The sequence below is a fragment of the Musicola paradisiaca NCPPB 2511 genome (assembly GCF_000400505.1).
GTDB lineage: Bacteria > Pseudomonadota > Gammaproteobacteria > Enterobacterales > Enterobacteriaceae > Musicola > Musicola paradisiaca.
In genome coordinates, this window is record NZ_CM001857.1 from 4,062,920 (window position 1) to 4,088,273 (window position 25,354).

At 56.5% G+C, this 25,354-nt stretch carries 29 protein-coding genes and 1 pseudogene; 13 read left to right on the forward strand and 17 right to left on the reverse strand.

The genetic code is table 11. The features are described 5' to 3' along the window. Positions 1–83 precede the first annotated feature (83 nt). Positions 84–1,514, reverse strand: coding sequence for an argininosuccinate lyase (gene argH / locus DPA2511_RS18055; RefSeq protein ID WP_023638487.1), 1,431 nt, complete (start codon positions 1,512–1,514; stop codon positions 84–86). 167 nt (positions 1,515–1,681) lie between these two features. On the opposite strand from argH, the gene DPA2511_RS18060 reads away from it, so the two are divergent. Continuing rightward, the gene (locus tag DPA2511_RS18060; RefSeq protein WP_015855176.1) at positions 1,682–2,629 is read left to right on the forward strand and encodes a LysR family transcriptional regulator; all 948 of its coding nucleotides are present in this window, start codon (positions 1,682–1,684) and stop codon (positions 2,627–2,629) included. 201 nt (positions 2,630–2,830) lie between these two features. Continuing rightward, positions 2,831–3,601: an HNH endonuclease gene (locus tag DPA2511_RS18065; protein WP_015855177.1), complete on the forward strand. Its 771-nt coding sequence runs from the start codon at positions 2,831–2,833 to the stop codon at positions 3,599–3,601. Positions 3,602–3,777: 176 nt separating this feature from the next. Here DPA2511_RS18065 and DPA2511_RS18070 read toward each other — a convergent pair whose 3' ends face one another. From DPA2511_RS18070 to DPA2511_RS18110, 9 genes are all read right to left on the reverse strand, one after another. Beyond that, positions 3,778–4,575, reverse strand: coding sequence for an SDR family oxidoreductase (locus tag DPA2511_RS18070; protein ID WP_015855178.1), 798 nt, complete (start codon positions 4,573–4,575; stop codon positions 3,778–3,780). Between the two features lie 46 nt (positions 4,576–4,621). Further along, positions 4,622–6,136 carry an FGGY family carbohydrate kinase gene (locus tag DPA2511_RS18075; RefSeq protein WP_015855179.1) on the reverse strand — a complete coding sequence of 505 codons (1,515 nt, stop codon included), beginning with the start codon at positions 6,134–6,136 and terminating at the stop codon, positions 4,622–4,624. After that, positions 6,129–7,196, reverse strand: a complete 1,068-nt coding sequence (locus DPA2511_RS18080) for an ABC transporter permease (RefSeq protein WP_015855180.1) — start codon at positions 7,194–7,196, stop codon at positions 6,129–6,131. The genes DPA2511_RS18075 and DPA2511_RS18080 overlap by 8 nt, the downstream gene beginning before the upstream one ends. Positions 7,197–7,213: 17 nt before the next feature. Beyond that, entirely contained in the window at positions 7,214–8,758 is a 1,545-nt protein-coding gene (locus DPA2511_RS18085; RefSeq protein ID WP_015855181.1) for a sugar ABC transporter ATP-binding protein, read from the reverse strand. Further along, positions 8,758–9,381, reverse strand: a complete 624-nt coding sequence (locus DPA2511_RS18090) for a DUF2291 family protein (RefSeq protein WP_015855182.1) — start codon at positions 9,379–9,381, stop codon at positions 8,758–8,760. Before DPA2511_RS18090 ends, DPA2511_RS18085 begins: the two co-directional genes overlap by 1 nt. Positions 9,382–9,424: 43 nt before the next feature. Beyond that, positions 9,425–10,360, reverse strand: coding sequence for a D-ribose ABC transporter substrate-binding protein (locus tag DPA2511_RS18095; RefSeq protein ID WP_015855183.1), 936 nt, complete (start codon positions 10,358–10,360; stop codon positions 9,425–9,427). A gap of 91 nt (positions 10,361–10,451) precedes the next feature. Next, positions 10,452–11,255, reverse strand: a complete 804-nt coding sequence (locus tag DPA2511_RS18100; protein WP_015855184.1) for a GolD/DthD family dehydrogenase — start codon at positions 11,253–11,255, stop codon at positions 10,452–10,454. 14 nt (positions 11,256–11,269) lie between these two features. After that, positions 11,270–12,190 carry a transketolase family protein gene (locus DPA2511_RS18105; protein WP_015855185.1) on the reverse strand — a complete coding sequence of 307 codons (921 nt, stop codon included), beginning with the start codon at positions 12,188–12,190 and terminating at the stop codon, positions 11,270–11,272. A gap of 2 nt (positions 12,191–12,192) precedes the next feature. Next, positions 12,193–12,996, reverse strand: coding sequence for a transketolase (locus tag DPA2511_RS18110; protein WP_015855186.1), 804 nt, complete (start codon positions 12,994–12,996; stop codon positions 12,193–12,195). 346 nt (positions 12,997–13,342) lie between these two features. Between DPA2511_RS18110 and DPA2511_RS18115 the strand changes: the two genes are divergently transcribed. Next, positions 13,343–14,134 carry a DeoR/GlpR family DNA-binding transcription regulator gene (locus tag DPA2511_RS18115; RefSeq protein ID WP_015855187.1) on the forward strand — a complete coding sequence of 264 codons (792 nt, stop codon included), beginning with the start codon at positions 13,343–13,345 and terminating at the stop codon, positions 14,132–14,134. A 115-nt stretch (positions 14,135–14,249) separates the two neighbouring features. Here DPA2511_RS18115 and DPA2511_RS18120 read toward each other — a convergent pair whose 3' ends face one another. Together DPA2511_RS18120 and DPA2511_RS18125 are read right to left on the reverse strand one after the other, a co-directional pair. Continuing rightward, positions 14,250–14,624 (reverse strand): HNH endonuclease signature motif containing protein, encoded by a 375-nt coding sequence (locus DPA2511_RS18120; protein ID WP_015855188.1) that lies wholly within the window; start codon positions 14,622–14,624, stop codon positions 14,250–14,252. Positions 14,625–14,757: 133 nt separating this feature from the next. After that, positions 14,758–16,152 (reverse strand): MFS transporter, encoded by a 1,395-nt coding sequence (locus DPA2511_RS18125; protein ID WP_015855189.1) that lies wholly within the window; start codon positions 16,150–16,152, stop codon positions 14,758–14,760. Between the two features lie 151 nt (positions 16,153–16,303). Here DPA2511_RS18125 and DPA2511_RS23065 point away from each other — a divergent pair. Next, positions 16,304–16,756: pseudogene (locus DPA2511_RS23065) on the forward strand (UbiD family decarboxylase); the annotation flags it as partial. A 91-nt stretch (positions 16,757–16,847) separates the two neighbouring features. On the opposite strand, the gene DPA2511_RS18140 reads toward DPA2511_RS23065, so the two are convergent. The 3 genes from DPA2511_RS18140 to bhsA form a co-directional block, all read right to left on the reverse strand. Further along, the gene (locus tag DPA2511_RS18140) at positions 16,848–17,381 is read right to left on the reverse strand and encodes a YMGG-like glycine zipper-containing protein (RefSeq protein ID WP_015855190.1); all 534 of its coding nucleotides are present in this window, start codon (positions 17,379–17,381) and stop codon (positions 16,848–16,850) included. Positions 17,382–17,397: 16 nt separating this feature from the next. Then, the gene (locus DPA2511_RS18145) at positions 17,398–17,724 is read right to left on the reverse strand and encodes a hypothetical protein (protein ID WP_015855191.1); all 327 of its coding nucleotides are present in this window, start codon (positions 17,722–17,724) and stop codon (positions 17,398–17,400) included. Positions 17,725–18,186: 462 nt separating this feature from the next. Continuing rightward, positions 18,187–18,432: a multiple stress resistance protein BhsA gene (bhsA, locus tag DPA2511_RS18150; protein WP_026595247.1), complete on the reverse strand. Its 246-nt coding sequence runs from the start codon at positions 18,430–18,432 to the stop codon at positions 18,187–18,189. Positions 18,433–18,853: 421 nt separating this feature from the next. On the opposite strand from bhsA, the gene DPA2511_RS18155 reads away from it, so the two are divergent. Beyond that, the gene (locus tag DPA2511_RS18155) at positions 18,854–19,480 is read left to right on the forward strand and encodes a LysE family translocator (protein WP_015855193.1); all 627 of its coding nucleotides are present in this window, start codon (positions 18,854–18,856) and stop codon (positions 19,478–19,480) included. Between the two features lie 104 nt (positions 19,481–19,584). Then, a complete protein-coding gene (locus tag DPA2511_RS24320) occupies positions 19,585–19,695 on the forward strand; it encodes a type II toxin -antitoxin system TacA 1-like antitoxin (RefSeq protein ID WP_404821634.1) in 111 nt (36 codons plus the stop codon). A 261-nt stretch (positions 19,696–19,956) separates the two neighbouring features. Here the strand turns inward: DPA2511_RS24320 and DPA2511_RS18170 are convergent, their stop codons facing one another. Continuing rightward, positions 19,957–20,805, reverse strand: a complete 849-nt coding sequence (locus DPA2511_RS18170) for a pirin family protein (protein WP_015855194.1) — start codon at positions 20,803–20,805, stop codon at positions 19,957–19,959. A gap of 101 nt (positions 20,806–20,906) precedes the next feature. On the opposite strand from DPA2511_RS18170, the gene DPA2511_RS23580 reads away from it, so the two are divergent. The 3 genes from DPA2511_RS23580 (at position 20,907) to DPA2511_RS18180 (ending at position 21,734) form a co-directional block, all read left to right on the forward strand. Beyond that, positions 20,907–21,062, forward strand: a complete 156-nt coding sequence (locus tag DPA2511_RS23580) for a hypothetical protein (RefSeq protein ID WP_153247113.1) — start codon at positions 20,907–20,909, stop codon at positions 21,060–21,062. Between the two features lie 77 nt (positions 21,063–21,139). After that, entirely contained in the window at positions 21,140–21,460 is a 321-nt protein-coding gene (locus DPA2511_RS18175) for a type II toxin-antitoxin system RelE/ParE family toxin (protein WP_015855195.1), read from the forward strand. Then, positions 21,450–21,734: a helix-turn-helix domain-containing protein gene (locus tag DPA2511_RS18180; RefSeq protein WP_015855196.1), complete on the forward strand. Its 285-nt coding sequence runs from the start codon at positions 21,450–21,452 to the stop codon at positions 21,732–21,734. Before DPA2511_RS18175 ends, DPA2511_RS18180 begins: the two co-directional genes overlap by 11 nt. A gap of 248 nt (positions 21,735–21,982) precedes the next feature. Here DPA2511_RS18180 and DPA2511_RS18185 read toward each other — a convergent pair whose 3' ends face one another. Continuing rightward, on the reverse strand, positions 21,983–23,239 hold the full coding sequence (locus tag DPA2511_RS18185; protein WP_015855197.1) for a tyrosine-type recombinase/integrase: 1,257 nt from the start codon (positions 23,237–23,239) through the stop codon (positions 21,983–21,985). 522 nt (positions 23,240–23,761) lie between these two features. Here DPA2511_RS18185 and DPA2511_RS18190 point away from each other — a divergent pair. The 4 genes from DPA2511_RS18190 to DPA2511_RS22105 form a co-directional block, all read left to right on the forward strand. After that, positions 23,762–24,034, forward strand: coding sequence for a type II toxin-antitoxin system TacA family antitoxin (locus DPA2511_RS18190; protein ID WP_015855198.1), 273 nt, complete (start codon positions 23,762–23,764; stop codon positions 24,032–24,034). Continuing rightward, entirely contained in the window at positions 24,025–24,504 is a 480-nt protein-coding gene (locus DPA2511_RS18195) for a GNAT family N-acetyltransferase (RefSeq protein WP_015855199.1), read from the forward strand. Before DPA2511_RS18190 ends, DPA2511_RS18195 begins: the two co-directional genes overlap by 10 nt. 28 nt (positions 24,505–24,532) lie before the next feature. Further along, the gene (locus tag DPA2511_RS18200) at positions 24,533–24,934 is read left to right on the forward strand and encodes a hypothetical protein (protein WP_015855200.1); all 402 of its coding nucleotides are present in this window, start codon (positions 24,533–24,535) and stop codon (positions 24,932–24,934) included. Between the two features lie 163 nt (positions 24,935–25,097). Further along, the coding region (locus tag DPA2511_RS22105) for a helix-turn-helix domain-containing protein (RefSeq protein WP_023638491.1) at positions 25,098–25,354 on the forward strand (257 nt) is incomplete at its 3' end.

The window sequence follows — 25,354 nt, forward strand, 5'->3', positions numbered from 1 at the left end:
ATTGGGCGCCGAGTTGGACGGGACGACGCAGCCGCGAGGCCCCCCGGCCCGTTCCTGCGCCGCCCGTCCGCCGGAGAACGGCGTTATGACAAGGTCGGCCCTTGATACGTGCACGCCCATTCAGCCTGTACGGCCATGACCTGCTTCAGACGCATTATCTGTTCCGCTACGCGGGCCGGTGCGGTGCCGCCATAGCCATCACGGGCGCCGATCGCCGCCGTCAGGGTCAAGGCATTGCGCACATCCGGCGTCAGACGTTCATCCACTTCCGCCAGCTGCGCGTCGCTCACTTCCCACAGTTGCAGAGCGTGCGCTTCGCAAAAACGCACCAGTCTGCCAGTGATCTCGTGAGCCTCTTTGAACGGCACGCCGCGCACCGCCAGCCAATCCGCCACTTCCGTCGCCAACGTGAACCCGTCCGGCGCCTGACGCAGCAGCTGTGCTTTGTTCACCACCAGGGTGTCGGGCATGCCGGCCATCGCGGGCAGCACCACCAGCAGGGTCTCGACCGCATCCATCGCATGGCGCTTGTCTTCGCTCAGGTCGCGGTTGTAGGAGAGCGGCAGCGCCTTCATGGTGGCCAGCATCCCGGCCAGATTGCCGATCAACCGCCCGCTGCGGCCGCGCGTCAGTTCGGCGATATCCGGGTTTTTCTTCTGCGGCATGATGGAACTGCCGGTAGCGTAGCTGTCGTCGATCTCCACCCAGCGGAACTGGCGGGAGGCCCACAGGCACACCTCTTCGCTCAGCCGGGACAAGTTCACCCCCAGCATGCTGGCGGCAAACTGGAATTCAGCCACATGGTCGCGGCTGGCGACCGCATCAATCGAGTTTTCACAGGGCGCGTCGTAGCCCAACTCGGCGGCGGACAGCTCTGGGTGTTTGGCGATCGCCGAACCGGCCATGGCCGCCGCGCCGAGCGGCGACAGCGCACAGCGTTTATCCCAGTCTTGCAGGCGCTGGATATCGCGCGAAAACGACTGGGCGTGCGCCATCAACTGGTGGCCGAAGACGATCGGCTGCGCCTGCTGCAAATGGGTAAAGCCGGGCGCCAACGTCTCCACATGCTGTTCGGACTGTTTCACCAGCGCCGCCTGCAAGGCCAGCAACCGGCGAGTAATCTGGCGCACGCTGTCACGCAGATAGAGGCGTAAATCGTTGGCGGTTTGATCGTTGCGGGAACGACCGGCGCGCAGCTTGCCGCCGACGGCGCCCAGCCGTTCGGTCAGCTCGCGCTCGATAAAGGTATGCACGTCTTCATCGCCCCATACCGGCTGCGTTTTGCCGGCGCGGAAGTCGTCATTGAGCGTGGCCAGCGCATCGACGATCTGGCGGGTTTCCGCTTCCGTCAGCAATCCGGCCCGCTGCAATTCATGGGCGTGGGCGCGACAGCCCGCCAGGTCGTATGGCGCCAGCGAGAAATAATAATCCGGGCTACGCGACAGGGTGGTCAGGGATTCGGCGGGCGGATTTTTGAAACGCGCGCCCCACAGCAGATCGGAACTCTTCGCCATAACAAGCCTCATACAGGCATATTCGTCATATGCATTGATAAAAAAAAGGGTATTTCCTGTTGGACAACAAAAATAAATCTGGCAGATTTGTCGATAAATTAAGAAACCAGCGCCCGCCAGACGGTGGTTATATTCATAATAAAAATAGGCGGAGGTAAATATTCATTATGGAAAGTAGACTTTCCAATTTGGGAAACCCATCACCAGCCAAGAATGACGCCACTCAACTTTCAATAAACAACGTTGATTTGAAATTACTGCGCGTATTTAAATGCGTGGTCGAAGCCGGCGGATTCACCTCGGCCAGCGTTGAATTGAATATTGGACTCGCCGCCATCAGCAAACAGATTTCTGATCTGGAAATTCGGCTCGGCATGACGTTATGCAGCCGGGGGAGGGATGGATTTTCGCTTACAGAACATGGCATTAGTGTATATCAAGCCACATTGGAACTCTTTGGCGCCATCAATCAATTTCGCGATAAATTGCACAGCACCCGTAATGACATATTAGGGGAAATAAATATTTCGCTGATCGACAATATAATTACCGACCCTAATTCCCCCATCACCAAAGCGGTGCAAACACTGCACCGTTCTGCACCAAAAGTCAGCATACGATTACAAACCACATCCTTGGATGATTTAGAAAGAGGAATAAATGAAGGCCGTTTTACCTGCGGTATTGCACCGGTCTATCAGGAGAAAATGGATTTCGATTATTACCCGCTATATATCGAAGAATCTCAATTATATTGCGGACAAGAACATGAGTTCTTCCATATGGAAAATGAATTACTGACGTTACCGCGATTAAAACAGGCCGTTATTGTCAATCACGCTTATTCCAGTTTGAATTATGCCCGCAAGCCCTTCAATTTTCACAGCAGCCACGTGCAAGCGGTGCAGGTGGAAGCGGTCGCCATGTTACTGCTGACCGGCTGCTTTATCGGCTACCTTCCCAGCCATTATGCGCAGCGCTACGTCGAGCAGGGACAACTGCGCGCCATCGGCGCCGACGACCTGCGCATCTCGGTGCCCATCAGTCTCGTCCTCCGCAAAGGCCGCAAGATCAACGTCATCATCAAGCTGTTCATGGAAGCGCTGGGGCTATAAACGACAGCGCCACGTTCATGCTTCAGCGCCGGCGGGCGAGCGCCGAAAACCTTTCTGCGTATCCCCAACGCGCCCTCGCGCCACGCAACAGCATGGCGGCCAAGCGCACCATTAAGGTGCAGCCGGATAAGGAATGCGTGTTTCATTACACGGCATCGCCTGGCATAGTTAACGCATCGTCTAACCGAGTCAGGCAACTACATGGCAGCCACCTCCCCCTGGACGCGCGACCAACTGCTGATTGCGTTCACCCTGTACAGCCAATTGCCCTTTGGCAAGCTGCATGCCCGCAACCCCGATATCATCCGCTACGCCGAGCTGATAGGCAGAACGCCCTCTGCACTGGCGATGAAACTGGTCAATCTCGCCAGCTTGGATCCGGTGATCCTCAATTCCGGGCGCACCGGCCTTAGCCAGGTATCCAAGGCCGACAGGGCGCTTTGGCAGGAGATGGAGCAGGATCCGCAACAATTCGAGCAACAATGCCAGCAGGCGATGAACCGTCTCACCCCGGTGACGGCATCGTTGCAGGCGCAGGAACCGGCGCCCGATTTTTACGGCCGCGAGCGCCTAACGCCGATCCGCGCCCGCGTCGGTCAGCAACTGTTTCGCAAGCGGGTGCTGGGCGTCTATGGCGAGCGTTGTTGCCTAACCGGTCTGGAAGAGCCGACACTGCTGATCGCCAGCCATATCCGCCCGTGGAAAGACGCCGCCGAGTACCGGCTCGACCCGCGCAATGGCCTGTGTCTTTCCGCCCTGCATGACAAGGCGTTCGATACCGGGCTTATCGCCTTCAACGATCATCTGGAACTGGTGCTGTCCCGCCAGATCAAAAAACTCGCCAGCCTTGCCAGCGCCACGCTGTTCGAACAGTACGAAGGCCAACAATTGAGGTTGCCGGATGTTGAACGCTACGCGCCGGATCCGGCCCATCTGGCTTACCACCGGCAGCATATTTTTCTGAAGCCGTAGGCGGCCTCGCGTTGGTTCAGTTGCGTAATCTGGGCGTTATCGCTGCGGGCCGCAATCCTCATCCCCCTACAATCGCATCCTCATCGGAGTAAAAACGCCCGCGCCAGGTATCTCTCCGGCGCGGGCGTTGATGTTCGCGGCATATTCAGCGGTAATCCGCCAGTGTGGCACCGCCCCTACGACATAATCAGCCCGCCATCCACATTAATCGTCTGGCCGGTGATGTAGCGGGCGTCGTCGGAAGCCAGAAACGCCACCAGCCCGGCGACATCCTGCGGTTTGCCGGCGCGTTTGAGCGGGATGCCTTGCACCCACTCCGCCATCAGTTCCCCTTTGCCGTAGTGTTTTTCCTCTGTGCTGAGGATTTCACCCCATACCCGGTCGTTGTAGTCCCACATTTCACTGTCGATGATGCCGGGGCAAAACGCGTTAACCGTGATGTTCCAAGGCGCCAGTTCCTGCGCCAGACTTTGGGTAATGCCGATCACGCCCATCTTGCTGGCGGCATAGTGCGGCGTATAGATAAACCCCTTGCGGCCCTGGCCGGACGAGGTATTGATCAGGCAGCCGGACTGCTGTTTCACCATGTATTTCGCCGCTTCGCGGCAGCACAGCCAGACGCCGGTGGTATTCACCGCCAGCACGTTTTCGAAATCGGCCTTCGGCATCCGGTCATAGTAATCAATGGTGATCACCCCGGCGTTTTGCACCGATACATCAATCCGCCCGAAACGCGCCATCGCCTGCCGATACAGGTTCTGCACCTGTTCTTCATCGGTCACATCCGCCACCAGCGGCAGCACCGCCGCGCCATACCGCGCCTGTATGTGATCGGCGGTGGCGAACACCCGCTCCGAGTTGGAGACCATCACCAGACCGGCGCCATCGCGCGCGAAACGTTCTGCGATACCGGCGCCAATCCCCCGGCATGCGCCGGTAATAACAACCGTCTTACCCTGAAAATCCCGTTGCACTCTGATTCTCCTCTTCTTCATGACAATGCGTCATTGTCCGGATGGTTCAAGCCAGCACCGGCGCGTCCTGCCACAAGGTGCGCTGCACCGCCGCCTTCCAGCCCTGCCAGCTTTCCTGATACCGCTGATGCCGCGCATCGTCCGGGTACCAGCACTCGTGCGCCGGCAGCAGCGGTTCCAGTTGTGCGTCACTCAGCCGCCCCAACGTGCGTCGCGCCAGCAACCCGGCGCCCAACGCCGACAGCTCGGCGGTCGCGCTGCGCGCCACCGGGCAACCCAGCAGATCGGCCTGAAACTGCATCAGCCAGGCATTGCGCGTCGGCCCGCCGTCCACCATCAACTGCGCCAGATGAAAATCCGGGTGCTGACGCATGGCGTCGACCACATCGGCAATCTGATACGCGATCGCTTCCAGCGCCGCCCGCACCAGATGCGGCTGCCCGCTGCCACGGCTTAGTCCGCACATCACCCCGCGGGCGCGATCGTTCCACCAGGGCGCGCCGGTGCCGGTCAGCGCCGGGACGAAATACACCCCGTCGGTGGAGTCCACGCTGGCGGGTAACGTCTGCAACTGCGCGGCCAGCTCCGCCGCCGGCAGCCGGTTCAACCCGGTGGCTTGTAGCATCCAGGCCACGCCGTCGCCGGTGTGGGGAATATTGCCTTCCAGCGCGTACACCGGCCGTTCGCCGTCATGCCAGGCCACGGTGGTGGCCAGTTGGGTAATGCGCGTGTCCGGCACGCCCAGCGGCGCCATCACCGACGAACCGGTGCCGTAGGTGGCCTTCACCCCGCCCGGACGCCCCAGCCCGTGGCCGTACAACGCGGCGTGGGAATCTCCCACCATCGCCAGAATCGGCATACCGTCCGGTACGCCGGGCACGCCCAGGGTGACGCCGAATTCGCCGGCCGAGGGCATCAGCTCCGGCAACGCCGCACGCGGCACGCCGAACAGCGCCAGCATTTCGTCGTCCCACTGCAAACGATGCAGATTAAGCAATTGGGTGCGAGCGGCGTTGGAGAGATCACAACGGAACTGCCTCCCGCCGGTCAGGTGCCACAACAACCAGGCGTCGATGGTGCCCAGGCAAATTTCGCCGGCGGCAGCGCGCGCATGGCCGTCCGGCGTGTTATCCAGCAGCCAGCGCATCTTGGAGCCGGAGAACAGCGGCGCCACCGGCAACCCGGTCGCCGCGCGGATCGCCGCTTCCCGCTGCTCGCGCCGCAGTTGTTCGCAAAACGGCGCCGAGCGGGAACACTGCCAGGTCAGCGCCGGGGAAATCGGCTGGCCGGTATCGCGCCGCCAGCCGATGGCGGTTTCCCGCTGGTTGCTGACGGCCAACGCCGCAACCCGCGCCGCGCCCACTTGCTCCATCACCTCGCGTACCACCGCGAACGACTCGGCCAGCAGCGCTGCGCCGTCCTGTTCTACCCAGCCGGCCTGCGGCGTGAGCAACGTCAGCGAACGTGAAGCGTTGGCGACTACCCGGCCGTCGGCATCAATGGCGACCGCCTTGACGTTGCTGGTGCCTTCGTCCAGCGCGACGATAATGTCTCTAGACATGGCTCACCTCCGACAGCGGGTTAACTGCCTGCTTTTTTTCGTGACGACGCATCATCACCACCTTGTTCTGCAACCGCTGTTGGAACTGATCGATCACCACCGCGGTGACGATCACCACGCCTTTGATCACCATCTGCCAGAAATCGCTGACCCCCATCATCACCATGCCGTCGGCCAGAAAAACGATCACGAACGCGCCGATGATGGAGCCGGACACCCGCCCGCGCCCGCCCGCCAGCGCGGTGCCGCCCAACACGGTGGCGCCGATGGCGTCCATCTCGAACATGTTGCCGGTCATCGGATGGGCGGTTTGCAGTTGCGACGCCACCACCAGCCCCACCAGCGCGGCGCACAAGCCGGAAAAGGCGTAGACGAAGATTTTTACGTTGACGATCGGCACCCCGGCGAGGCGCGCGGCGGATTCGTTACCGCCGGTGGCGTAGATGTAGCGGCCCAACGGGGTTTTGCGCGTCAGGTACAGGCCGATCAGCAGGAACAACGCCATCAGCCAGATCGGCAGATAGATGCCGAGCAGCGTGCCGGAACCGAGAATGGCGAACCCGGTATTGCCCAGTTCGGGCATGCCGTTAAGGTTGGCGTAGGTGCTGCCGTCGTTAAACAGCAGCGCCGCGCCGCGGGCGACATACATCATGCCCAGCGTGCAGATAAACGGCGCCACGCCAAGCCGGGTGATCACTACGCCGTTGACCAACCCGATCAGCACGCCGAACAACGCGACGACCAGGATCACTTCCGGCACATTGAGAAACAGCACATTGCCGCCCCACAACGGGATGCCGTTGGTTAATAGCGCGCCGGCCACCATGCCGCAGATACCGGCCACCGCGCCGACGGACAGGTCAATACCGCTGGTCAGGATCACCAACGTCATGCCGATCGCCAACAACCCGGTGATCGCCACATGCTGGGTCATGATCAGCAGGTTGGAAGTAGTGAGAAAGTTCGGCACCATCAGGCTGAAAAAGGCCACCACGATCAGCAACGCGATAAAAGTTCTGGCCTTCAGCAGGGACATGTAAAACATATATTTTTGATTCATGATCAACTCCGGCCTGTTTATGCGTGCGGGGTGGATGCGCTGATAAGCGCTTCCCGCGTCACCTGTTCGCGCGGCAAATCCGCGGTAATGCGCCCGTCCGCCATCACCAGAATGCGGTCGGCCAGCGCCATCACCTCATCCAGTTCGGAAGAGGAAAACATCACCGATAACCCCTGCCGGGCCATGTTGCCGATCAGGTGATAAACGTCGGTTTTGGCGCCCACATCGATGCCGCGGGTCGGTTCATCCAGCAGCACCACCTGCGGGCGGGTCATCAGCGCCTTGCCGAGCACCACCTTTTGCTGATTGCCGCCGGACAGCGAGGTAATCGGCAGTTCGACGTCGCTGACTTTGATCGACAACTGCTGCACCATCTCGTCTACCTGCCGGCTTTCTTCCTGCGGTTTCAGCCACGACCAGGCGCGTCGAAAGCCGCGCAGGCTGAACGACGACAGCGTCATGTTGGATTTGATGGACATCAGTTGCACCACGCCTTCGCCCTGCCTGTCCTCCGGCACCAGCGCGATGCCCTTTTTCAACCGTTGCTGAAAACCCAGGCGTTCAACACTGTCGTCGTGGAGACGAATGCTGCCCTGTTGGCACGGCATCAGGCCGATCAAGCCTTTGAACAGCTCGGTGCGCCCGGCCCCCAGCAGGCCGTAAATGCCCACCACTTCGCCCCTGCGCAGCGTGAATGACACGTCGTTAAGGCGGTAGCCGCCGCTCTGGTGCAAGGCCGTCAGCCCCTGAACCTCCAGCACCGTCTCGCCCTGCGGCGCAGGCTGATAATCGAAGTGTTTCTTCTTGTCGCCGACCATCTGTTCGATAATCCAGGGCACGCTGGCGTCGCGCACCTCACGTTCGGCGATAAAACGACCATCGCGGAAAATGGTGATGTGATCGCCGATTTCCATCAGTTCTTCCAGCCGGTGGGAGATGTAGATGATGGTGACGCCCCGGCGTTTGAGCTGTTCGATCACGCTGAACAGCACCTTGACTTCCGACTGGCTTAACGCCGAGGTCGGCTCATCCATGATCAGCACGCGCGTGTCCTTGGACAGCGCACGAGCGATCTCCACCAACTGCTGATGGCCGATGCCCAGTTCGCCGAGCGGCGTATAAGGGTCGACGTCCAGTTCCAGCCGCTCCAGCAACGTCTTGGCCAGTGCGTATTGGTACTTTTCGTTGATCACCCCACGCTGGAAAAATTCGTTGGCGATGAAGATGTTGTCCATCACGTTCATGTTGGGGAACAGGTTGAGTTCCTGAAAAATAATGCTGATGCCTTGCCGCTCCGCCTGATGGGTCGAGCCCAACGTCACCGGTTCGCCGTCCAGCAGAATCTGCCCGGACGACGGCGTCTCCACCCCCGCCAGCATTTTCATCATGGTGGATTTGCCCGCGCCGTTTTCGCCGATCAGCACGTTGACCTGGTTGCGGTACACCCGGTAGTTGACCCGATCGAGCGCGGTCACGCCTGGGTAGACGCGCGACAGGTCGCGCGTTTCGATAATCACGTCCGGCGCGGCCTGCGGCGACAGGGGCGTTGTCATGTCCGCCATCATCCCCCCTTATCCGTGCGTGTGATCTGCGCCGGCGTGATATCCGGCGCCGACGGTGGAATATCCCAGGCGCTGAACACGCCCACCACGTCAAGCCGATCGCCGACCTTCGGGTGCGCCGCCTGGATCATCGCCAGCGCCTGCTGGTTGATGGCGCGGCCGTAATCGCCGAACAGCACCTGATCGTTGAAGTCCTGATAACTCGCGCCTTTATAGCTATCGCGCAATTCGGTGCCGCGCAGCGTCGGCCCCAGTTGCACCGAGACGCTCTCGCCGTCGGCGTCTTTGATCAGCATCTTGCCATTGCGCGATGCGGTATCGATTTGTTCCACCGTACCGGTGACGCGCACGGTAAACACACAGGCGTTTTCATCCTGCGTGCGGTAGCCGAGCTGTTTGCAAGCGGCGTCCATATCGTTGTTGCTGCGCAGATCTTTCATCAGCGCGGCAAGCGGGCGCGCTTCTTTCACCAGTTGCGGCACCAGTTTTTGTTGCCAGGTTTGCCCGATATTCGCCATATGAGGATTGGGGGGATGACGCAGGTCAGCCAACTCCTGCTGCGAGACGATGCGGCATCCGCCCAACCCAAGCACGGCCAGCGCCAGCCAGACTTGTCTGGACATACTCTTCTCCTCTGCGCCCCCGTAGGGGCGCGACAGCATGGACTCAGGATTTGAAGTTGAAGTCTTGCACCTTGCTCGCGTTATCCTGTTGGATCAGGATGCCGCGGAACATGACGCGCTGTTTGGCGGGTTTCGCGCCTTTCTGGATGAAGTTGTCGAGATCGGTCACGCCTTGGGCGGCGATGGCCTGGGCCTGCAGCATCACGGTGGCTTTCAGCGATCCTTCTTTCACCGCGTCGCGCTCGTCGTTGCTGCCGTCGATGCCGACCACCACCACATCGTTACGGCCGGCGGCTTTCAGCGCGGCGATGGCGCCCAGCGCCACCGGGCCGTTACCGCAGATCACCCCTTTCACGTCCGGGTGCGCCTGCAGAATGCTGTCCATGATGCGTTTACCGTCGATCAGCGTACCTTTGGCGTCCTGACGGGCGATGCTCGCCATGCCGGGGTACTGATCCAACACCTGATGGAAGGATTTGGAACGGGTCACGCAGTTGTTGTCCGCCAGGCTACAGGTCAATTCGGCATACTTGCCTTTTTCGCCCATTTTCTCGACGAACACGTTGGCGACGTCGGAGCCCGCCTGGAAGTTGTTGTGGGTGATCTGTACCAGCGCGACGTCATCCACCGGAATTTCGCGGTTGATCAACACCACCGGGATCCCCGCCGCCTTCGCTTTTTTGATCGCCGCCACGCTGGCGGTGGAGTCGGCGTTATCCAATACGATGCCCTGAACTTTCTTACCGATAGCCGCATCGATAAGCTCGCTCTGTTTCTTCACGTCCTCACCGTGGGAAAGCACCGTGGTTTTGTAACCCAGCTCCTGCGCTTTCTTGTCCGCGCCTTTGGCTTCCGAGGCGTAGTACGGGTTATCCAGTGAATTGACCAGAATCATGATGGTGCCTTTTTCCGCCGCATGGGCGGTCAGCGATAAGGCACTGGTGATGGCAGCAGTTAACAGCATTGAACGCAATTTCATGATGATCTCTCTCTATCTTTCGTTATTGTCGGGGTACAGCGAAACAGCGTAATCAATTGTTTAAAAACATGTTTTTAACGATTTTCGACCATCACCAGATGGTGAACCCGCCGTCGATCATTAAATCCGCTCCGGTAATCATGTCGCTACCGTTGCTGGCGAAGAACAGCACCGCGGCGGCGATTTCGTCGGTGTAGGCAAAGCGGCCCAGCGGGATCAATTTCTTCATGGCTTCGCCCTTCTCGCCGCGCCAGGCTTTTTCACCCATCGGCGTAAGCACCACGGTGGGCGACAGGGTGTTGACGTTGATGCCGTGCGGCGCCAGCTCCTTTGCCATCACTTTGGTCATGCCCAGTAATCCTGCTTTCGCCGAGGTGTAGGCAACGTGGTTATCGATGGCGATGGACGCCGCCTGCGAGGCGATGTTGATGATCTTGCCGCCGCGTCCGGCCTTGACCATGCGGCGCGCCGCTGCCTGCGAGCACAGGAACGGGCCGTTCAGGTTGACCGCAATCTGCTTCTGCCATTCGGCGAATTCGGTTTCCAGTACCGGCTGCAACATCACGTAGCCGGCGCAGTTAATCAGGATGTCGATCTGGCCGTAATGCGCCTCGACCGTGGCAAACGCTGTTTCCACGTCGTCGGGTGCGGTCACATCGCACTCCACGAACAACACCCGCGCCGGGTCAAACTGCTCGGCGACCTGCGCCGCCTTTTCCCGCTCAAAACCGGGATAAAGCAGCGCCAGGCGCGCGCCTTTCTCCAGCAGCATTTGATTGCTCGCCATGGCGATGCCGCCTAAACCGCCGGTGACGACCGCCACCTTGTCGGTCAGGCTGAGCCCGGTATCTACGCCATAACGCAAATTCACGTCATACTCGTTGTCATGACTCATCAGGTTGTTTCTCCTCAGGCAATGGTGCGTAACGCAAGCTGTTCCAGGGTAAAGCGCAGTCCGGCCGCATCGATATGGAACTGACGCCGCAACGCGCCGCGACTGCTGCTGTGGGTAAATTCGTAGGGAGGGACGCCCAGCGGGGTGAAACGCTGCCTCAAATGGTGTTTATGCAACAATTCACCAATGATGCTGCCGAGGCCACCACTGAGTACGTGTTCTTCCATCGAGATCACATACTGATGCTCGCTAATAATTTTCAACAGTGACATTTCATCCAACGGCCATAACGACGGCAGGGATACAATGGTGGCGTCCGTTGAAGCGGCCAGCGCCTCATGAACAAGGGTGCCGAGACAGAACACCACCACCTCGCTCCCCTGTTGCACCACCTCCGGTTTGCCCGGCGTCAGCGACCAGTCGGCATCGTGCAAAACCGGCACTTTGTCGCTGTCCATACGGATATACACCGGCCCGCGATGGTGAATGGCGTAACGCGCTATCGCGCTGGCCTGCACCGCATCCGCCGGCGCGAAGATTTGCAGATTGCCGAACGAACGGGCGATGGCGATATCGTTCATGCAGTGGTGGGTCGCCCCCAGCGGGCCGTAGGCAAACCCCGCATTGAGCCCCAGCATTTTGACGTTGGCGTCGGTGTAACAGACGTCGTTCTTCACTTGTTCGTTAGAGCGCGCCAGCAGAAACGGCGCGGCATTGGCGGTAAACACCGTCGGCCCGCTCAGCGACAAACCTGTCGCCATGCCGACCATGTTCTGTTCGGCGATCCCAACGTTGACCACTCGCTCGGGGTATGCCTTCTCAAACGGCGAGATCTTCGAGGTGGACGTGGAATCCGCTACCACCACGCACAGATTGGCGCCCGCGTTTTGCTCTGCCAGCAACGTGGCCACTACCGCATCACGTAAGTCTTGCATCGTCACTCCTCCAGCTCCGCCAGCCCCTGCGCCAGCTGTTCATCATTCGGCACCGAATGGTGCCAGGCCGGTACGTTCGCCATAAACGAGATACCGTGTCCTTTTTCGGTATTGGCGAGAAGCACCCGCGGTTTACCCACCGTCGGCGCATTCACGGCATGAATAATGGCGGCGGGATCGTGGCCGTCGCACTCGACGACCTCGAAACCAAAGGCGCGCCATTTATCCGCCAGCGGCTCCAGCGGCATGATGTCTTCGGTTTTGCCTGCCAGTTGCAGACGGTTTCGATCGACAATGGCGACCAAGTTATCCAGCCGGAATTTGCTGGCGGCCATCGCCGCTTCCCAGTTGGAGCCTTCCGCCAGTTCGCCGTCGCCCATCAGTACGAAGACGCGGCGATGCGCACGGCCAGCCAGCGTGTTGCCCAGCGCCAGCCCGACACCGATCGGCAGCCCGTGCCCCAATGCGCCGGAGTTGATTTCCACCAGTTCCGGCAATTTTTGATGAATGGGATGGCCGGCCAGTAGGGTGTCATCCCCCATGTATTGGCTCAGAATGTCCGGATCGATAAGCCCCATGGCGGCAGCGCTGCAGTAAAGCCCGCCGGCGCCGTGCCCCTTCGACAGGATGAAGCGATCCTGATCCGGCCGCGCCTGAGTGCGATCCATCACCGCCATGAACAGCGTGCAGAGAATATCCACTTCGGAAAGATCGGCCCCGGTATGGCCTTTGCCTGCCCGGTGATTCATCTGCAACACATAGCGCCGGGCCTGTCGCGCTGTCTGTCTGATTGCCTGTACGTCCACCCTTACCTCCTGATCGTCATGATACATTGCTATCGATCGATCACATTTCATTTTCGATCGAAAACATACACCCTCTATTTAGCCTATTCTGTGGACGAGATCAAATATCAAACAAAAGCGGATCAAAATAAAACCGCATTCAGACAGACATGATTCGACAATAAGGCGCGCGCGACGGGGATAAACAGCGGGATATCGGGGCGATCGCATCAGGAGATCAGCGAAAACGTCCCTGCTTTTTCGCCGTCGTCACCTCGCATTCCGGACAGACGAAGGGTAAACTTCATGGCAATTAGCGGGTTGACGGCAGAACATCGTCACCGGTTTGGGGACAGGAGAGTTTCGATTGAAAAGCAAAAGTGAACAACTGGCGGATATGCAGCAACGCAGGGAAAAAATTCTGGAGATGGTGCGCGAAGACGGCACCGTTACCGTCAAAACGCTGACCGAAACCTTTGGCCTGACGGAAGCCACCATCCGTACCGATCTGCGTGAATTGCAGAAGGCGGGGCATGTGCAACGCTATTACGGCGGCGCCACACTGGTGACGGGTAAACAGAATACCGGCGCGTTACTGCTGGAACGGCAGATCCACCTGGAGGAAAAAGACGCTATCGGCCGGCTGGCCGCCGCACAGATCGAAAACGGCGACACGGTGATTTTCGATTCCGGCACCACCACCACCGCCATCGTCGAACACATGGCGCACATCCACCGGTTATCGGTCATCACCACCGCGGTCAATATCGCGCTTAAACTGGGCGGCGAACCCGGCATCAATATCCTGCTCACCGGCGGCACCTTCAAGTTTCCCACCCTCTCGACCTCTGGCGACAAGGCCGCCAGCTTCTTCGAAAATGTGCTGGCCGAAAAGCTGTTCCTCGCCACCGCCGCCATCTCGCCGCGTCTGGGGCTGAGTTTCCCCAGCGAGACGGATATCAAGGTGAAAAGCGCCATGATCCGCTCGGCCAAAACCGTCTATGTGGTGGCGGACTCCAGCAAAATCGATAAGGTTTCCATGTTCGCCCTGCCGTGCGACTGGGCCAACATCCACTACCTGATCACCGATGCAGGCATCAGCCAGGAGGCCGTCAACGCCTTCGAAGCGCTGGGGGTGACGGTGATGGTGGCGTCGTGACAGGGATAGCCTCGTGACGGAGAGTTCATAACGAGAGGTGAGGCGCCCCTTCGGGAGCCTCACCTCTGCATTTTTACGCCAACAGGTTTCAACTGTTGACGCTGACCAATGAGAATTACCCTACCCGCTGGCCTGCTACCTGAACCTCGGTATATTTGCGGTTATCTCCCGCCAACTTGAGTTGACCTCTGGTCTTCATCTGCTGGGTATTCTGGATATTCGCAGCATTGCAGGGCCGGCAGGCCAGCACCAGCCGGCTGATATCATCGTTATTGGGAAGATTGGGATCGGAAGGATTTGGGTAGTGATCCGCTTCAACGGCTTCTTCTGTGATCCAGTTTTTACAATGAAAACACTGGAATACAACCCGCCGCCCACCACCAGGAAAGTTAATGGCCACATACTGGCCATTTTTCATCGCCCGATTGATGACCTTTCCCTTATTAGTCGCATTGCTTTGATCCCATCTTATCTGCTCATTACCAATCATTTTTCAGTCTCCTCATCGCCCTATCGGCAATGAGGATTGTTACTTCAAACCATCAGGTTTCATCGGCATAACGTCGTCTTTATGCGAGGAAACGTGGCGATTGTGCGCTGAACCGGCCATCGCTGTCTCATGCTCACGTCGATTTCAACCGTGAAATACGCGGCCCGCTGATCATCGCGGCTACGGCGGCAAAACTGCCCGCAGCCAGCAGCGCGGCGTGGGTGCCGTAACTCCCGAAGAAATTGAACATCAACGCCACCAACGCCGCGCCGGTGGTCTGCCCCACCAGCCGGGCGGTGCCCAGTATGCCGCTGGCGCCGCCGCTGCGATGACGCGGCGCGGCGCTGACGATGGTGTGATTGTTGGGTGTCTGGAACAGGCCGAACCCGGCGCCGCAGATCATCATGCGCAGGCTGATATCCAGATACCCCGCCGATGCCGGTAGCCAGGCCAGCGAATAGAGCCCGACCGAGAAAATCGCCAGCCCCACGGTGCACAGAATACCGGCGTTGATGCGTTCCAGCAGACGGCCGGCGATCGGCGCCGCCACCATGGTCGCCAGCGGCCAGGGCGTCAGCAACAGGCCGGTTTCGATTTCATTCAGACCGAGCGTGCTCTGGAAATAGAACGGCATCGATACCATCGCCAGCATTTGGGCGCAGAACGAACTGACCGAGGTGCCCATCGACAAGGCAAACACCGGGATGCGCAGCAAATCGACCGGTAACAGCGGGTAAGCCTGGGAAAGCTGGCGGCGGACAAAATAGGTTCCCACCAATAACGTCGCCGTCAGTTCAATCAGCGTTAACCACAGCGCCTGATGGTGGGCGACACCGCCTAACGCCGTAAAAAACAGCCCGAAGGTTAAGGCGTTCAGCACCGCGCTCGGCTTATCGAAACGGTGTCCTTTCTCCCCCCCGCTATGCGGCAGGTAACGCAGCCCCAGCAACAGCGCTATCACCCCGAATGGCAGATTGACGGCGAACAACCACTGCCAACTGGCCATGCTCAGGATCGCCGCCGCGATACTCGGCCCGGCGGCGATCGATACCGCCACCACCAGCGAGTTGAGGCTCATGCCGCGCCCTAGCAGGGTTTTGGGATAGATCTGCCGGATGAGCGCGGTATTGACGCTCATCAGCGCCGCCGCCGCCAGCCCTTGCAAGATGCGCGCAATCGTGAGCGTCAGTAGCGAATCGGACAGCGCGCACACCACCGACATCAGCGTGAATAGCACCAGCCCCACCAGATAAACGCGGCGATAACCGAGGATATCCCCCAGCGACGAGAGGGAAAGCAACGTCATGGTGATGGCCAATTGATAGGCGTTGACGATCCAGATAGACGATGCCGGCGTGATTTGGAAATCTGCCGCGATGGTCGGCAGCGCCACATTGACAATCGCGCCGTCCAGTACCGCCATGGCGATACCGAATGCTATCGTCAACACCGCCCCGATACGGGCTGGCATGGGTAAACCGTCGGCAATGTGCGGGGATGACAAGTTGGAAACAGGAGATTTCACCATACAACCTATAAGCCATGAGTGAATAAAAGCAGACGAATCATTATGTTCAAAATCATGTTTTAAATATACCCGCAGATGCGATTGGGCTTAAGAATGAGGCAACGGGCAGCCTTGCGCCACCATCGTCATCAGCTCCGGCGGGTAGGGCATGGCCGGCGTTCTCGGTATGGTAAACCGCGCCATGCCGGGTAAGCTACTTAACGTGTTCGCCTATTCTGCCGGCGGCGGCAAACTGCTGGCCGTGATGCCATTTCGCAAGGCGGCGCCGGTGGACGAAGGCCGCCCTGCTGGCGTTCTCGGCATTCCCAGAGCTAAAACATGTGATTTTGGTGGGCGAAAACGTGGATATTTTTGACAGCGACGACGTGGTGTGGGCCATGCAGACCCGCTATCAGGGCGACGTCGATACGGTGTTTATTCCCGGTGTATGCTGGCACCCGTTGGATCCTACCCAGTCGCCGGAATACAGCCCGAGCATTCTGCAGCCGGGCATGTCGTGCAAACCATTTTCGACTGTAACGTGCCGTTTCATCTCAAAGCCCACGTTGAGCGCTCGGCGTTTAAAGAGGTGGATGTCAGCCGCTTCCTGCCGGATTTCCACTAGCCGGCGCCAACATCCTTTCAGACCGGGCGCCGCCGTTATACGGAGCCCGGCCTGTGCCGGTAGTGAAAAAAGATGGGTGGCACGGCGCTCCTCAGGGGTGATAATCCGGCGGCACCGCCGATGCGCCAGGAGAGTAATCCGGCGGCACTTCCGAAACATCAGCCTGCTGCGCCCAAGAGTACGCCTGCGGGATTTTTTCGCCCTTCGCATACATGCACTGCATATAAACCACATCAAACTGATCCTGCAATGCCCCCTGTGTACGGGCGCCATTGCCGCTGGCGATGGCCGACCCGACCAGCAGACCGCTCGCCGCACCTACCGCTGCGCCGTTGGACGATCCTCTCGGGCCACCGCCGGCCGCACCCAGCAGCGCCCCCGTCGCAGTACCGATAGCCGCGCCGGCGACGGCCGTCGTGACACTCTGATTGTTGGCCGTACTGGCTTCGCCATTCACCGCTCGATACGCGGTGTTTTTACACACGGCATCGTCGGCGCGGAACTGCTCATAACTTTTACCGCTGCCGGGTAACGACATCACCGATGGCGCGGTGGGCGTCGAGACGCACCCTGATAGCCCGACGCCGGCAAGCAGCATGACGCCTAGCGCATAATTTCGTTTCATTCCCGCTTCCTTCCTGTTACGGCTTATCAGCCACCACTTTCATCCAACCTTTGGGACAACGGCCGATTTTAGGGTAGTACCCGGCCGGATCAGGGCAGTAGTAACGATACGTCGGCGTTTTCTCCACCCATACCGGCGCCGGCGCGGGCTGGGTATAAATCACCGGCGGGCCGGGATCGGGCGTCACCACTACCACCGGGCCCGGATACCACACCGGCCCCCAGCGCCAATCATGCCACGGGCCGGGCCCAGGGCCGTACGGCCTGGCCAGCGCCGCCGAACTAAACCCCACCGCCAGCAGAGCCCCCGCGGCCATCACCGCAAGTCGGGTTAACTTTGTCATCACTCCCCTCCACAACACGTTCTACGCAAACAGCGCCCCACCCGCCAGCCGTCCTCCGGGGCGGCGACCGCCAATACTATCGAGACAAGCAAGATGCATCGGCAATACATTCCATTCTATGGATCGGTTATGGATATTCCTTCAGAGGGATATCAAGAAAACGACAAGAATATTCAGCGAGTTTTAAGCTGGAAATGAATATGGCGGGAACGAAACGCCTATCCCATTAAGATCTCTAGACGCAGCCCATTTGGGCCAGATATCGAAAACGCCAAAAACACGTTCAACGATATTTCGCGCCGCCCCAAGGGCAACAAGGGGAAGAGGCGATAAAAAAACCGGGCTAACGCCCGGCCAACACAAAAAATGGACACACACAGGAGGGATTTAGGCGGTGCAGCGAATATGGCGTGCATCGCGAAAAGCAAGTGGCGTCGCGGTCTCCCGCCACGCCGCGGTTAATTATTTGTACAGTACGGCATTGCCGTGAAGGGTGTCGTCACCGCTGACGGAAACAATCTGGAACGACTTGGCGCCAGCTTGTTCAGCTTTTACCGCCAGTCGAGCCGACAGGCCATCCAACGTGGAAGCGTTGGCGGACACGCTGCCGATTTCCTGACCTTTCGGTGCCTGAACTTCAGTTGCAGCGAAAGAGGCGAAGGACAGAGCACTCAGTGCGATAGCAGCTAGGGTGGTTTTAATATTCATGTTCATAATCGTTACCTTATCTTTAAATCACTGTTACCAATTCGTTTCTTGTAACTGACAAGTCAATTATCACCATGATTACTATATTCGTTTTTACAAAAGATGCGATCCATATCACATTCTTATCTTTGCTATCGCGTCAAAAGCCGATCAATTCGCAAGCAAAAAGAAAATAAATAGTCATTATTCAATTAATTAGATCTTCAGACTCGCGTTATTAGCCAAGCATCACACTATTTTTGACGACAGCAAGCCACCGCACAAATCATCAACCTGGCGCACGGTCTCCCGTCGTTCCCGCCGCCCTTGAACAGCGCTTCACTCTAAGATCTTCCTTTTATTTTCAGTTGGTTATTGCACATCCTCCCGGCCAGGCTTAACCTCAAAAAATGTAATGCTCCCATTTCCTGAGAGGTCAATGATGCACACCTACATGTCCGTCTTCGCTATCGCCGGCGCGCTCGCCGCCGGTGCCATCAGCCCCGGCCCCAGCTTTCTGTTTGTGGCCAGGAATTCGATAGCGCTGTCACGAAATCATGGTGTCGCCACCGCATTGGGGATGGGATCAGGCGCGTTGATATTTTCCGTCATCGCCTTGTTGGGCGTGCATGCGGTGTTCTTGGCGGTCCCGATGATATTCTGGCTGTTGAAAATACTCGGCGGGGCTTATTTGGTTTACCTGGCCGTCAAGATCTGGCGTTCCGCCAACACACCGTTGGCTCAAGGCCCCGAGACGGGAGCAACGAACCTATCATTGCGGCGCGCATTTCTGTTTGGGCTGTTCACCCAATTGAGCAACCCAAAAACGGCGGTTGTCTTCGCCGGGGTATTTTCCGCGTTATTACCCCAGCAGATTCCTTTGTATTTTTATGCCCTCATCCCACTCGTGGCATTCCTGATAGATGCCGGATGGTATGTTATCGTCGCCTTTGTTCTTTCCGCCGAATCACCACGTAACGCCTATCTGAAATACAAAAAAATCGTCGATAGCACCGCCGGATGCGTTATGGGCCTGTTGGGACTGAAGCTGATTTTTAATAGCAGGTAGTGAAGAAAAACCTGGGTGTCATACCCCATCACCCGCAGCGCTTTGTTCACCGTGTTCTCCCTCATCGGTTTACGCGGGTCGTGGTCGCCAATAAAGAAAAGCTCATGGTCGCCGCTCACTTGCTGTCGAAATCAAGAACAGAGTTTATCCTTGATGCTGCCTGCCATGAGGCTGAGGATGTGTTGTTGGATCTAAAGGCTGTTTCTGGTCAATGATGAACAATATGATGCTTTCATTCAGGTACTGGAATCGCCTGTCGCAGATAATCCGCGTGTGAATGCCGCGCTAATCTTAATCCAGTGACGGTTTAAGCTGCATCCCGCAAGCAGCGGCATAACGTTGTCAGGTTGAGATTGTGAAAGCGCTTTCGCTTTAACATCAGCACAACAACATCAGCACAACGCTCTGCCACATGCCACGGTTGAAATCGCTCAATGCAGCACGCTGTTTTTTGATCAGCGCGCCGATTATTTGGGTCAAACCTTATCAAACTTTCCGGCGTGATAATCCGCTATCGCTTGCTGGATCTCTTCACGCGAGTTCATGACAAACGGCCCGTAAGACACCACGGGTTCCTCTATCGGTTCCGCATACCCAAACAGCAACACCGCCTCATCCGTCGCACTGATAGCAATGGCATCACCATCATCCCGCATTTCCACCAGGTTCCACTGAACCACGGCAGTGTCCGCAACAATTACCGCTCCACGCACCACATAAAGGAATACATTGCACCCCTGCGGCGCGGGTAACACGGTTTCCGCCCCCGGTTGCAACTGCACGACTGACATAAACACGCCGGTGAGTGACGGAATCGGGCCGATAGCTCCCTGATATTCCCCGGAGATCAACTGCATATCGCCCATTCCCGATGCCAGCGGCACACAGGGTATAGCGTCTCGTTGTAGCCCGATATAACGCGGCGGAGTCATTTTCAGGCGAGCGGGCAAATTCACCCACAGTTGCAGAATCTCCATCGCACCGCCATGACGTTTAAAGTCATCAGGCGACAGTTCAGAGTGAACCAGCCCAGAACCTGCCGTCATCCACTGCACGCCACCGGCGTTGATGATACTTTCATGCCCACCACTATCACGGTGCGCAAGACTTCCCTCCAGAATAAAAGTGACGGTTTCAAACCCCCGATGCGGGTGTGGCCCGAAAGGTAATCCCTGATTGTTCGGTGCATACACCTGCGGCCCGTGATGATTCAGAAATAAGAAAGGATCCACTTGCGACACTCCCGGGCCAGGCACCGGGCGACGGGTGATCAGATCAGCAATATCATCCCGATATGCGGCATGGCAGGTTGCTACTGTACGCATAATTCCCTCGCTAGACTGAACGTTCAATGATGGGCACAGACATTTTATCATCTCCCCTTTACGTCCCGATAATACCAGCCGGCACCACACGATGCATAAATGTGACTATCACTTCACCTTGCTCTTCTCCGGCGATTACCGGGCTGGATAAACTCGTCAAGGATGACCTGATCGCGCTGGATGGTGAAAACATCGTGCCATTATCAAAACGCGGTAACGTGGGGGATCTTTACTTACTCCGGCAGAGGATATTTTGATCTTTCCTCCACTCAAAATATAACATTTGAGTTATTATAACTTATAAATTATAATCCCCACAGATAAGGGGACTGACATGTATGAATTGATTTTTCACCCCGAAGCTGCAAGCGAAATTTATGACCTCGAACCTGTTATGCAGGCAAAGGCGCTTAAAGGGCTGGAAAAGCTTGAAGCTAAAGGGCCCGAGCTAAAATATCCAGACACGGACATCATTGAAGATGGATTGTTTGAGCTGCGGGTTGGTAGAAAAGACATCAGCAGAACGTTTTTTGCTTACGCCAAAGGACGTAAGATCTATATTTTAAGGACATTCATCAAGAAAACCCCTAAGACCCCGAAAGCTGAAATAGCGCTGGCAAAGTCACGATGGGAGGAATTGAAAGATGGCAGTTAACGGTATCCGATTTTCTGATGTTAAAGCGAAAGCGCTTTCTCATCCTGAAGTTAAAAAAGCGTATGAGGACGAAACTCAAGAAGAAGCGCTTCGCGCTGTTCTGATCGAAATGAAATCCAGGTCAGGTCTGACAAGTACAGAGATCGCCGCTCGCATGGGTGTGAGCCAACCCGCCGTAAGCCGCCTTGAGAGAAATGTTTCCAGTGCCAGTATCTCAACCTTACAACGATATGCCGCTGCTTGCGGAATGCAACTTAAGCTGTCACTGGGTTAAGATTGGCGCGGTATCATAAGCCGGATTTTGCACTGGCTTGTCGGTTGGCATCGGTACTACACATCCAAGCTTATTATTTCTGACTAGCTGGCAGAAATAATACTTGAGTATGGTGATCCTCAGAAAAAATCATCACATCAGAAAAATGAGCGCCAGCCCCTCCCCAAAAAGGGGCTGGTGCGGAACTTAATAGACACACCTTCGATGCAGGATACGCCTAGCATCAACATCGCCAACTCTCTAATGAATCAAATATTTTTAAACTCATACGGCACCACATACTCTTCCCGGTTGGCATCCAGATAATCAGCCCACCATTGCAGCATCAGCTTGCGCTCCTCAAGATGTTCGGCTTTGTGGATATATGCAGCACGGACACCATTGTGCTCCTGATGGCTCATTTGCCGCGCTACGGCATCCCGCGACCACTGACCAGACTCAACTAACGCGCTACAGGCCATAGTACGGAAGCCGTGTCCGCATACTTCGGTGGTAGTGTCATAGCCCATTGTTCGCAATGCACTGTTGATGGTGTTTTCACTCATCGGTTTGATTGGTCGGTGGTCGCCGGGGAAGACCAGTTCGTGAGCGCCGCTGATAGCCTTAATCTCTTCCAGCAGTGCTAAAGCCTGTCGGGATAACGGCACCAAATGTTCAGAGCGCATCTTTGCGCCACGCTGTGAGTGTTTCACTCCGGGGATAGCTTCACGTTCGGGCGGTATCGTCCACATCGCGCGTTTAAAGTCGATTTCCGGCCAACGGGCAAAGCGTAGCTCGCTGGAACGGATGAAAACGCACAGGGTAAGTTTTAAGGCCAGTCGGGTTAACGCTCTCCCTTTGTAGCATTCAATCCGTGCCAGAAAGTCAGGCAGTTTATCGAGCTTCAAGGCTGGCCGATGCGTCGCCTTTGGCGCAGCTATCGCCCCGGTGAGATCTTGCGCCGGGTTGCGCTCGATCAGGTCATTTTGTACCGCGTAACGCATGATGTCGGTAACGCGCTGGCGTAGCCGCGACGCCAAGTCAAGATGGCCGTTTTGCTCCACGGCTTTAAGCGGTTCAAGCAGGTCTTTGGTTTTCAGGTCGGCGATGTGGCGCTGGCCGATGGCAGGCAGAATATTACGCTCCATGTCACGCCATACCCGTCCGGCGTGCGTTTGTGACCATCGGTTTTGGCTGATGTTTCGGTGCCAGTCTCTTGCCACCTTTTCAAAGGTGTTCAGCGCATCCTGTGCCTGTTCTTTCTCTTCTTCCCGCTTTTCCGTTGGGTGGATGCCTTCTGACAGCAGTAATCGCACCTCGTCGCGTTTCTCTCTGGCCTTCGCCAGCGAGATCAGCGGGTAGGCACCGAAAGCAATCCGGCTTTCCTTACCTTCAAAGCGGTATTTGAGATACCAACGCTTAGAACCGTTAGGACTCACCAGAAGGTACAGGCCATGTGCATCCGCAAGCTTGTAGGCTTTCTCGCGGGGCTTAGCGGTACGAGCAACAACGTCAGTCAGAGCCATAATTGGGGGGCAACTCATAATCGAAGCGAATTGACCCTTATCTTGACCCCCAAATAATCTGGATGTCAACGGATGCAAAAAGACCACTGTGGAAAAAACGCACAATCCACACAGACAATAAAATTAAATTAAATCTTTATTTAACAATGATATATGGAAGTCAGTGGACGATAGCGGACACAAAAAAAGCCACCCGAAGGTGGCTTGATTTTTGAATTTTGGTGCGAAGGCCGGACACGCAAAATGATGTAATTGATTGAATAATAAAATTTAATACTCACCAATCTAATTTAGGTGCCCCCTTTTATGCCCCCACTTCATTTTTAGCCCATGTTTTCAATGAGCTATATCACGTCATTTTATCAATAAGATTAATTCTTATCCGTTCTGGTTCGATTCCGTGCAACAGATCCTAACCCAACCCCGCGATGACGAAAATGTTGTTCATGAATGGCGTATGGCTATTTTCTGTACCGTTCACTATACTGGATGTATAGCTATTCGCTACACAGAGAGGTCACGATGCGAACAGAGACAAAAGAAATGCCGATTAATATTCGTGCTAAAGCATCACAGCGGGAGCTGATTGATGTCGCTGCTAAATTGCTGTCGAAATCAAGAACAGAGTTTATCCTTGATGCTGCCTGCCGTGAGGCTGAGGATGTGTTGTTGGATCAACGGCTGTTTCTGGTCAATGATGAACAATATGATGCTTTCATTAAGGTGCTGGAATCACCTGTCACAGATAATCCGCGTGTGAATGCATTACTGAACAGGAAATCTCCGTGGGAATAACGGCACCTGAATTATTGCTGCCTCAACATGCGGTTGTGGATTTTCATTGTTCAGAGCCGTCATTGAATGAATGGCTGAAACGCAAGGCGTTAAAAAATCAGACGCTGGGCGCTTCACGCACCTTCGTGGTGTGTGAAGCCGGTACACAGCGTGTGGTGGGGTTCTATGCCCTCGCGTCGGGTAGCATCCAGCGTCAGGTTGCACCGGGCGCATTCCGGCGCAATATGCCTGACCCCATTCCTGTTCTGGTACTTGGCCGATTAGCCGTTGATGAACGTTATCAACGCATGGGGATCGGTGCCGGGCTTCTGAAAGATGCGGTACTCCGCTCCCGCAATGTAGCGCAGCAGGTAGGCAACAAAGCGTTATTGGTACATGCGTTATCTGATGAGGCAAAAGCGTTCTACCAATACTGGGGTTTTGTCGCGTCAGAAATACAGGAACACACCTTATTATTATCGTTATGGTAATAAATTTTTATCAAAATAAAGAGGGTTTATGAAGCATTTAATTAAGTTCTCTCTGATTTTAAGTACCTCATTAATGGCTATTCCCGCTTTTTCAGCTCCTTTCTCGAATGTTGAAATCTGTAAAGCGGCCATATCAATGGAGTTCGCAAAAGAACCCAAAATAATGAAAACAAAAATGAATGGAGATCTCGTTAATTTGCAATATCACAGGCCCAGTGATAATAGCCTGTGGAAATATCAGTGCAAGATGATAGAAGGGTCACGAGTGCTATGGCGAACTGCTGGAAGTGATTCGGAACCTAACTACATAGGCCGTTGGCGAGATAACCCGAATGATGCCTTAATCACTTATACAGAAGAGAATGGCGTGCTAAAAATGACAAATAGCCAGGCTGGCGAACAAACATTTAAGCATGCTGATTTAAAATAAATGGCGTCATTTCCCATCAGTATTAGTCGAAAGCCAATTAATTAACGTTATTAGTCGCGACTAAATAGCTTCGCCAAATAGTAGATCACTTGGAGGGAACTCAGCCCGGATTGTGCGATCTGATCAATCGCCAAACATCACAAATCACCAACCGGACTGAGCGATGCCGATCATAGCAGCAATCCCTGATGAAGAACGACAACTGATGTGCAAAGAAGCCCAACAAACACGCGATAAAAATTATGCCAGACGACTCATTGCCATACTGATGTTGCATCGGGGAATGACCGTCACCGACGTCGCCAGACTGCTTTGTGCTGCGCGTTCATCCGTCGGAAGATGGATAAACTGGTTTACTTTACAGGGTGTTGAAGGACTCAAGAGCCTCAAGGGCCGGTCGTGCGCCTTGCTGGCCGGTCG

Coding starts and splice junctions, on each gene's coding strand:
- DPA2511_RS18065 (WP_015855177.1), top strand. CDS start 2,831: ATGGCAGCCACCTCCCCCTGGACGCGCGACCAACTGCTGATTGCGTTC.
- DPA2511_RS18075 (WP_015855179.1), bottom strand. CDS start 6,136: ATGTCTAGAGACATTATCGTCGCGCTGGACGAAGGCACCAGCAACGTC.
- DPA2511_RS18185 (WP_015855197.1), bottom strand. CDS start 23,239: ATGGCTCTGACTGACGTTGTTGCTCGTACCGCTAAGCCCCGCGAGAAA.
- DPA2511_RS18120 (WP_015855188.1), bottom strand. CDS start 14,624: ATGATTGGTAATGAGCAGATAAGATGGGATCAAAGCAATGCGACTAAT.
- DPA2511_RS18145 (WP_015855191.1), bottom strand. CDS start 17,724: ATGACAAAGTTAACCCGACTTGCGGTGATGGCCGCGGGGGCTCTGCTG.
- DPA2511_RS18085 (WP_015855181.1), bottom strand. CDS start 8,758: ATGGCGGACATGACAACGCCCCTGTCGCCGCAGGCCGCGCCGGACGTG.
- DPA2511_RS18190 (WP_015855198.1), top strand. CDS start 23,762: ATGCGAACAGAGACAAAAGAAATGCCGATTAATATTCGTGCTAAAGCA.
- DPA2511_RS18170 (WP_015855194.1), bottom strand. CDS start 20,805: ATGCGTACAGTAGCAACCTGCCATGCCGCATATCGGGATGATATTGCT.
- argH (WP_023638487.1), bottom strand. CDS start 1,514: ATGGCGAAGAGTTCCGATCTGCTGTGGGGCGCGCGTTTCAAAAATCCG.
- DPA2511_RS18060 (WP_015855176.1), top strand. CDS start 1,682: ATGGAAAGTAGACTTTCCAATTTGGGAAACCCATCACCAGCCAAGAAT.
- DPA2511_RS18125 (WP_015855189.1), bottom strand. CDS start 16,152: ATGGTGAAATCTCCTGTTTCCAACTTGTCATCCCCGCACATTGCCGAC.
- DPA2511_RS18090 (WP_015855182.1), bottom strand. CDS start 9,381: ATGTCCAGACAAGTCTGGCTGGCGCTGGCCGTGCTTGGGTTGGGCGGA.
- DPA2511_RS18080 (WP_015855180.1), bottom strand. CDS start 7,196: ATGAATCAAAAATATATGTTTTACATGTCCCTGCTGAAGGCCAGAACT.
- DPA2511_RS18200 (WP_015855200.1), top strand. CDS start 24,533: ATGAAGCATTTAATTAAGTTCTCTCTGATTTTAAGTACCTCATTAATG.
- bhsA (WP_026595247.1), bottom strand. CDS start 18,432: ATGAATATTAAAACCACCCTAGCTGCTATCGCACTGAGTGCTCTGTCC.
- DPA2511_RS18175 (WP_015855195.1), top strand. CDS start 21,140: ATGTATGAATTGATTTTTCACCCCGAAGCTGCAAGCGAAATTTATGAC.
- DPA2511_RS24320 (WP_404821634.1), top strand. CDS start 19,585: ATGGTCGCCGCTCACTTGCTGTCGAAATCAAGAACAGAGTTTATCCTT.
- DPA2511_RS18140 (WP_015855190.1), bottom strand. CDS start 17,381: ATGAAACGAAATTATGCGCTAGGCGTCATGCTGCTTGCCGGCGTCGGG.
- DPA2511_RS18180 (WP_015855196.1), top strand. CDS start 21,450: ATGGCAGTTAACGGTATCCGATTTTCTGATGTTAAAGCGAAAGCGCTT.
- DPA2511_RS18105 (WP_015855185.1), bottom strand. CDS start 12,190: ATGCAAGACTTACGTGATGCGGTAGTGGCCACGTTGCTGGCAGAGCAA.
- DPA2511_RS18100 (WP_015855184.1), bottom strand. CDS start 11,255: ATGAGTCATGACAACGAGTATGACGTGAATTTGCGTTATGGCGTAGAT.
- DPA2511_RS18095 (WP_015855183.1), bottom strand. CDS start 10,360: ATGAAATTGCGTTCAATGCTGTTAACTGCTGCCATCACCAGTGCCTTA.
- DPA2511_RS18155 (WP_015855193.1), top strand. CDS start 18,854: ATGCACACCTACATGTCCGTCTTCGCTATCGCCGGCGCGCTCGCCGCC.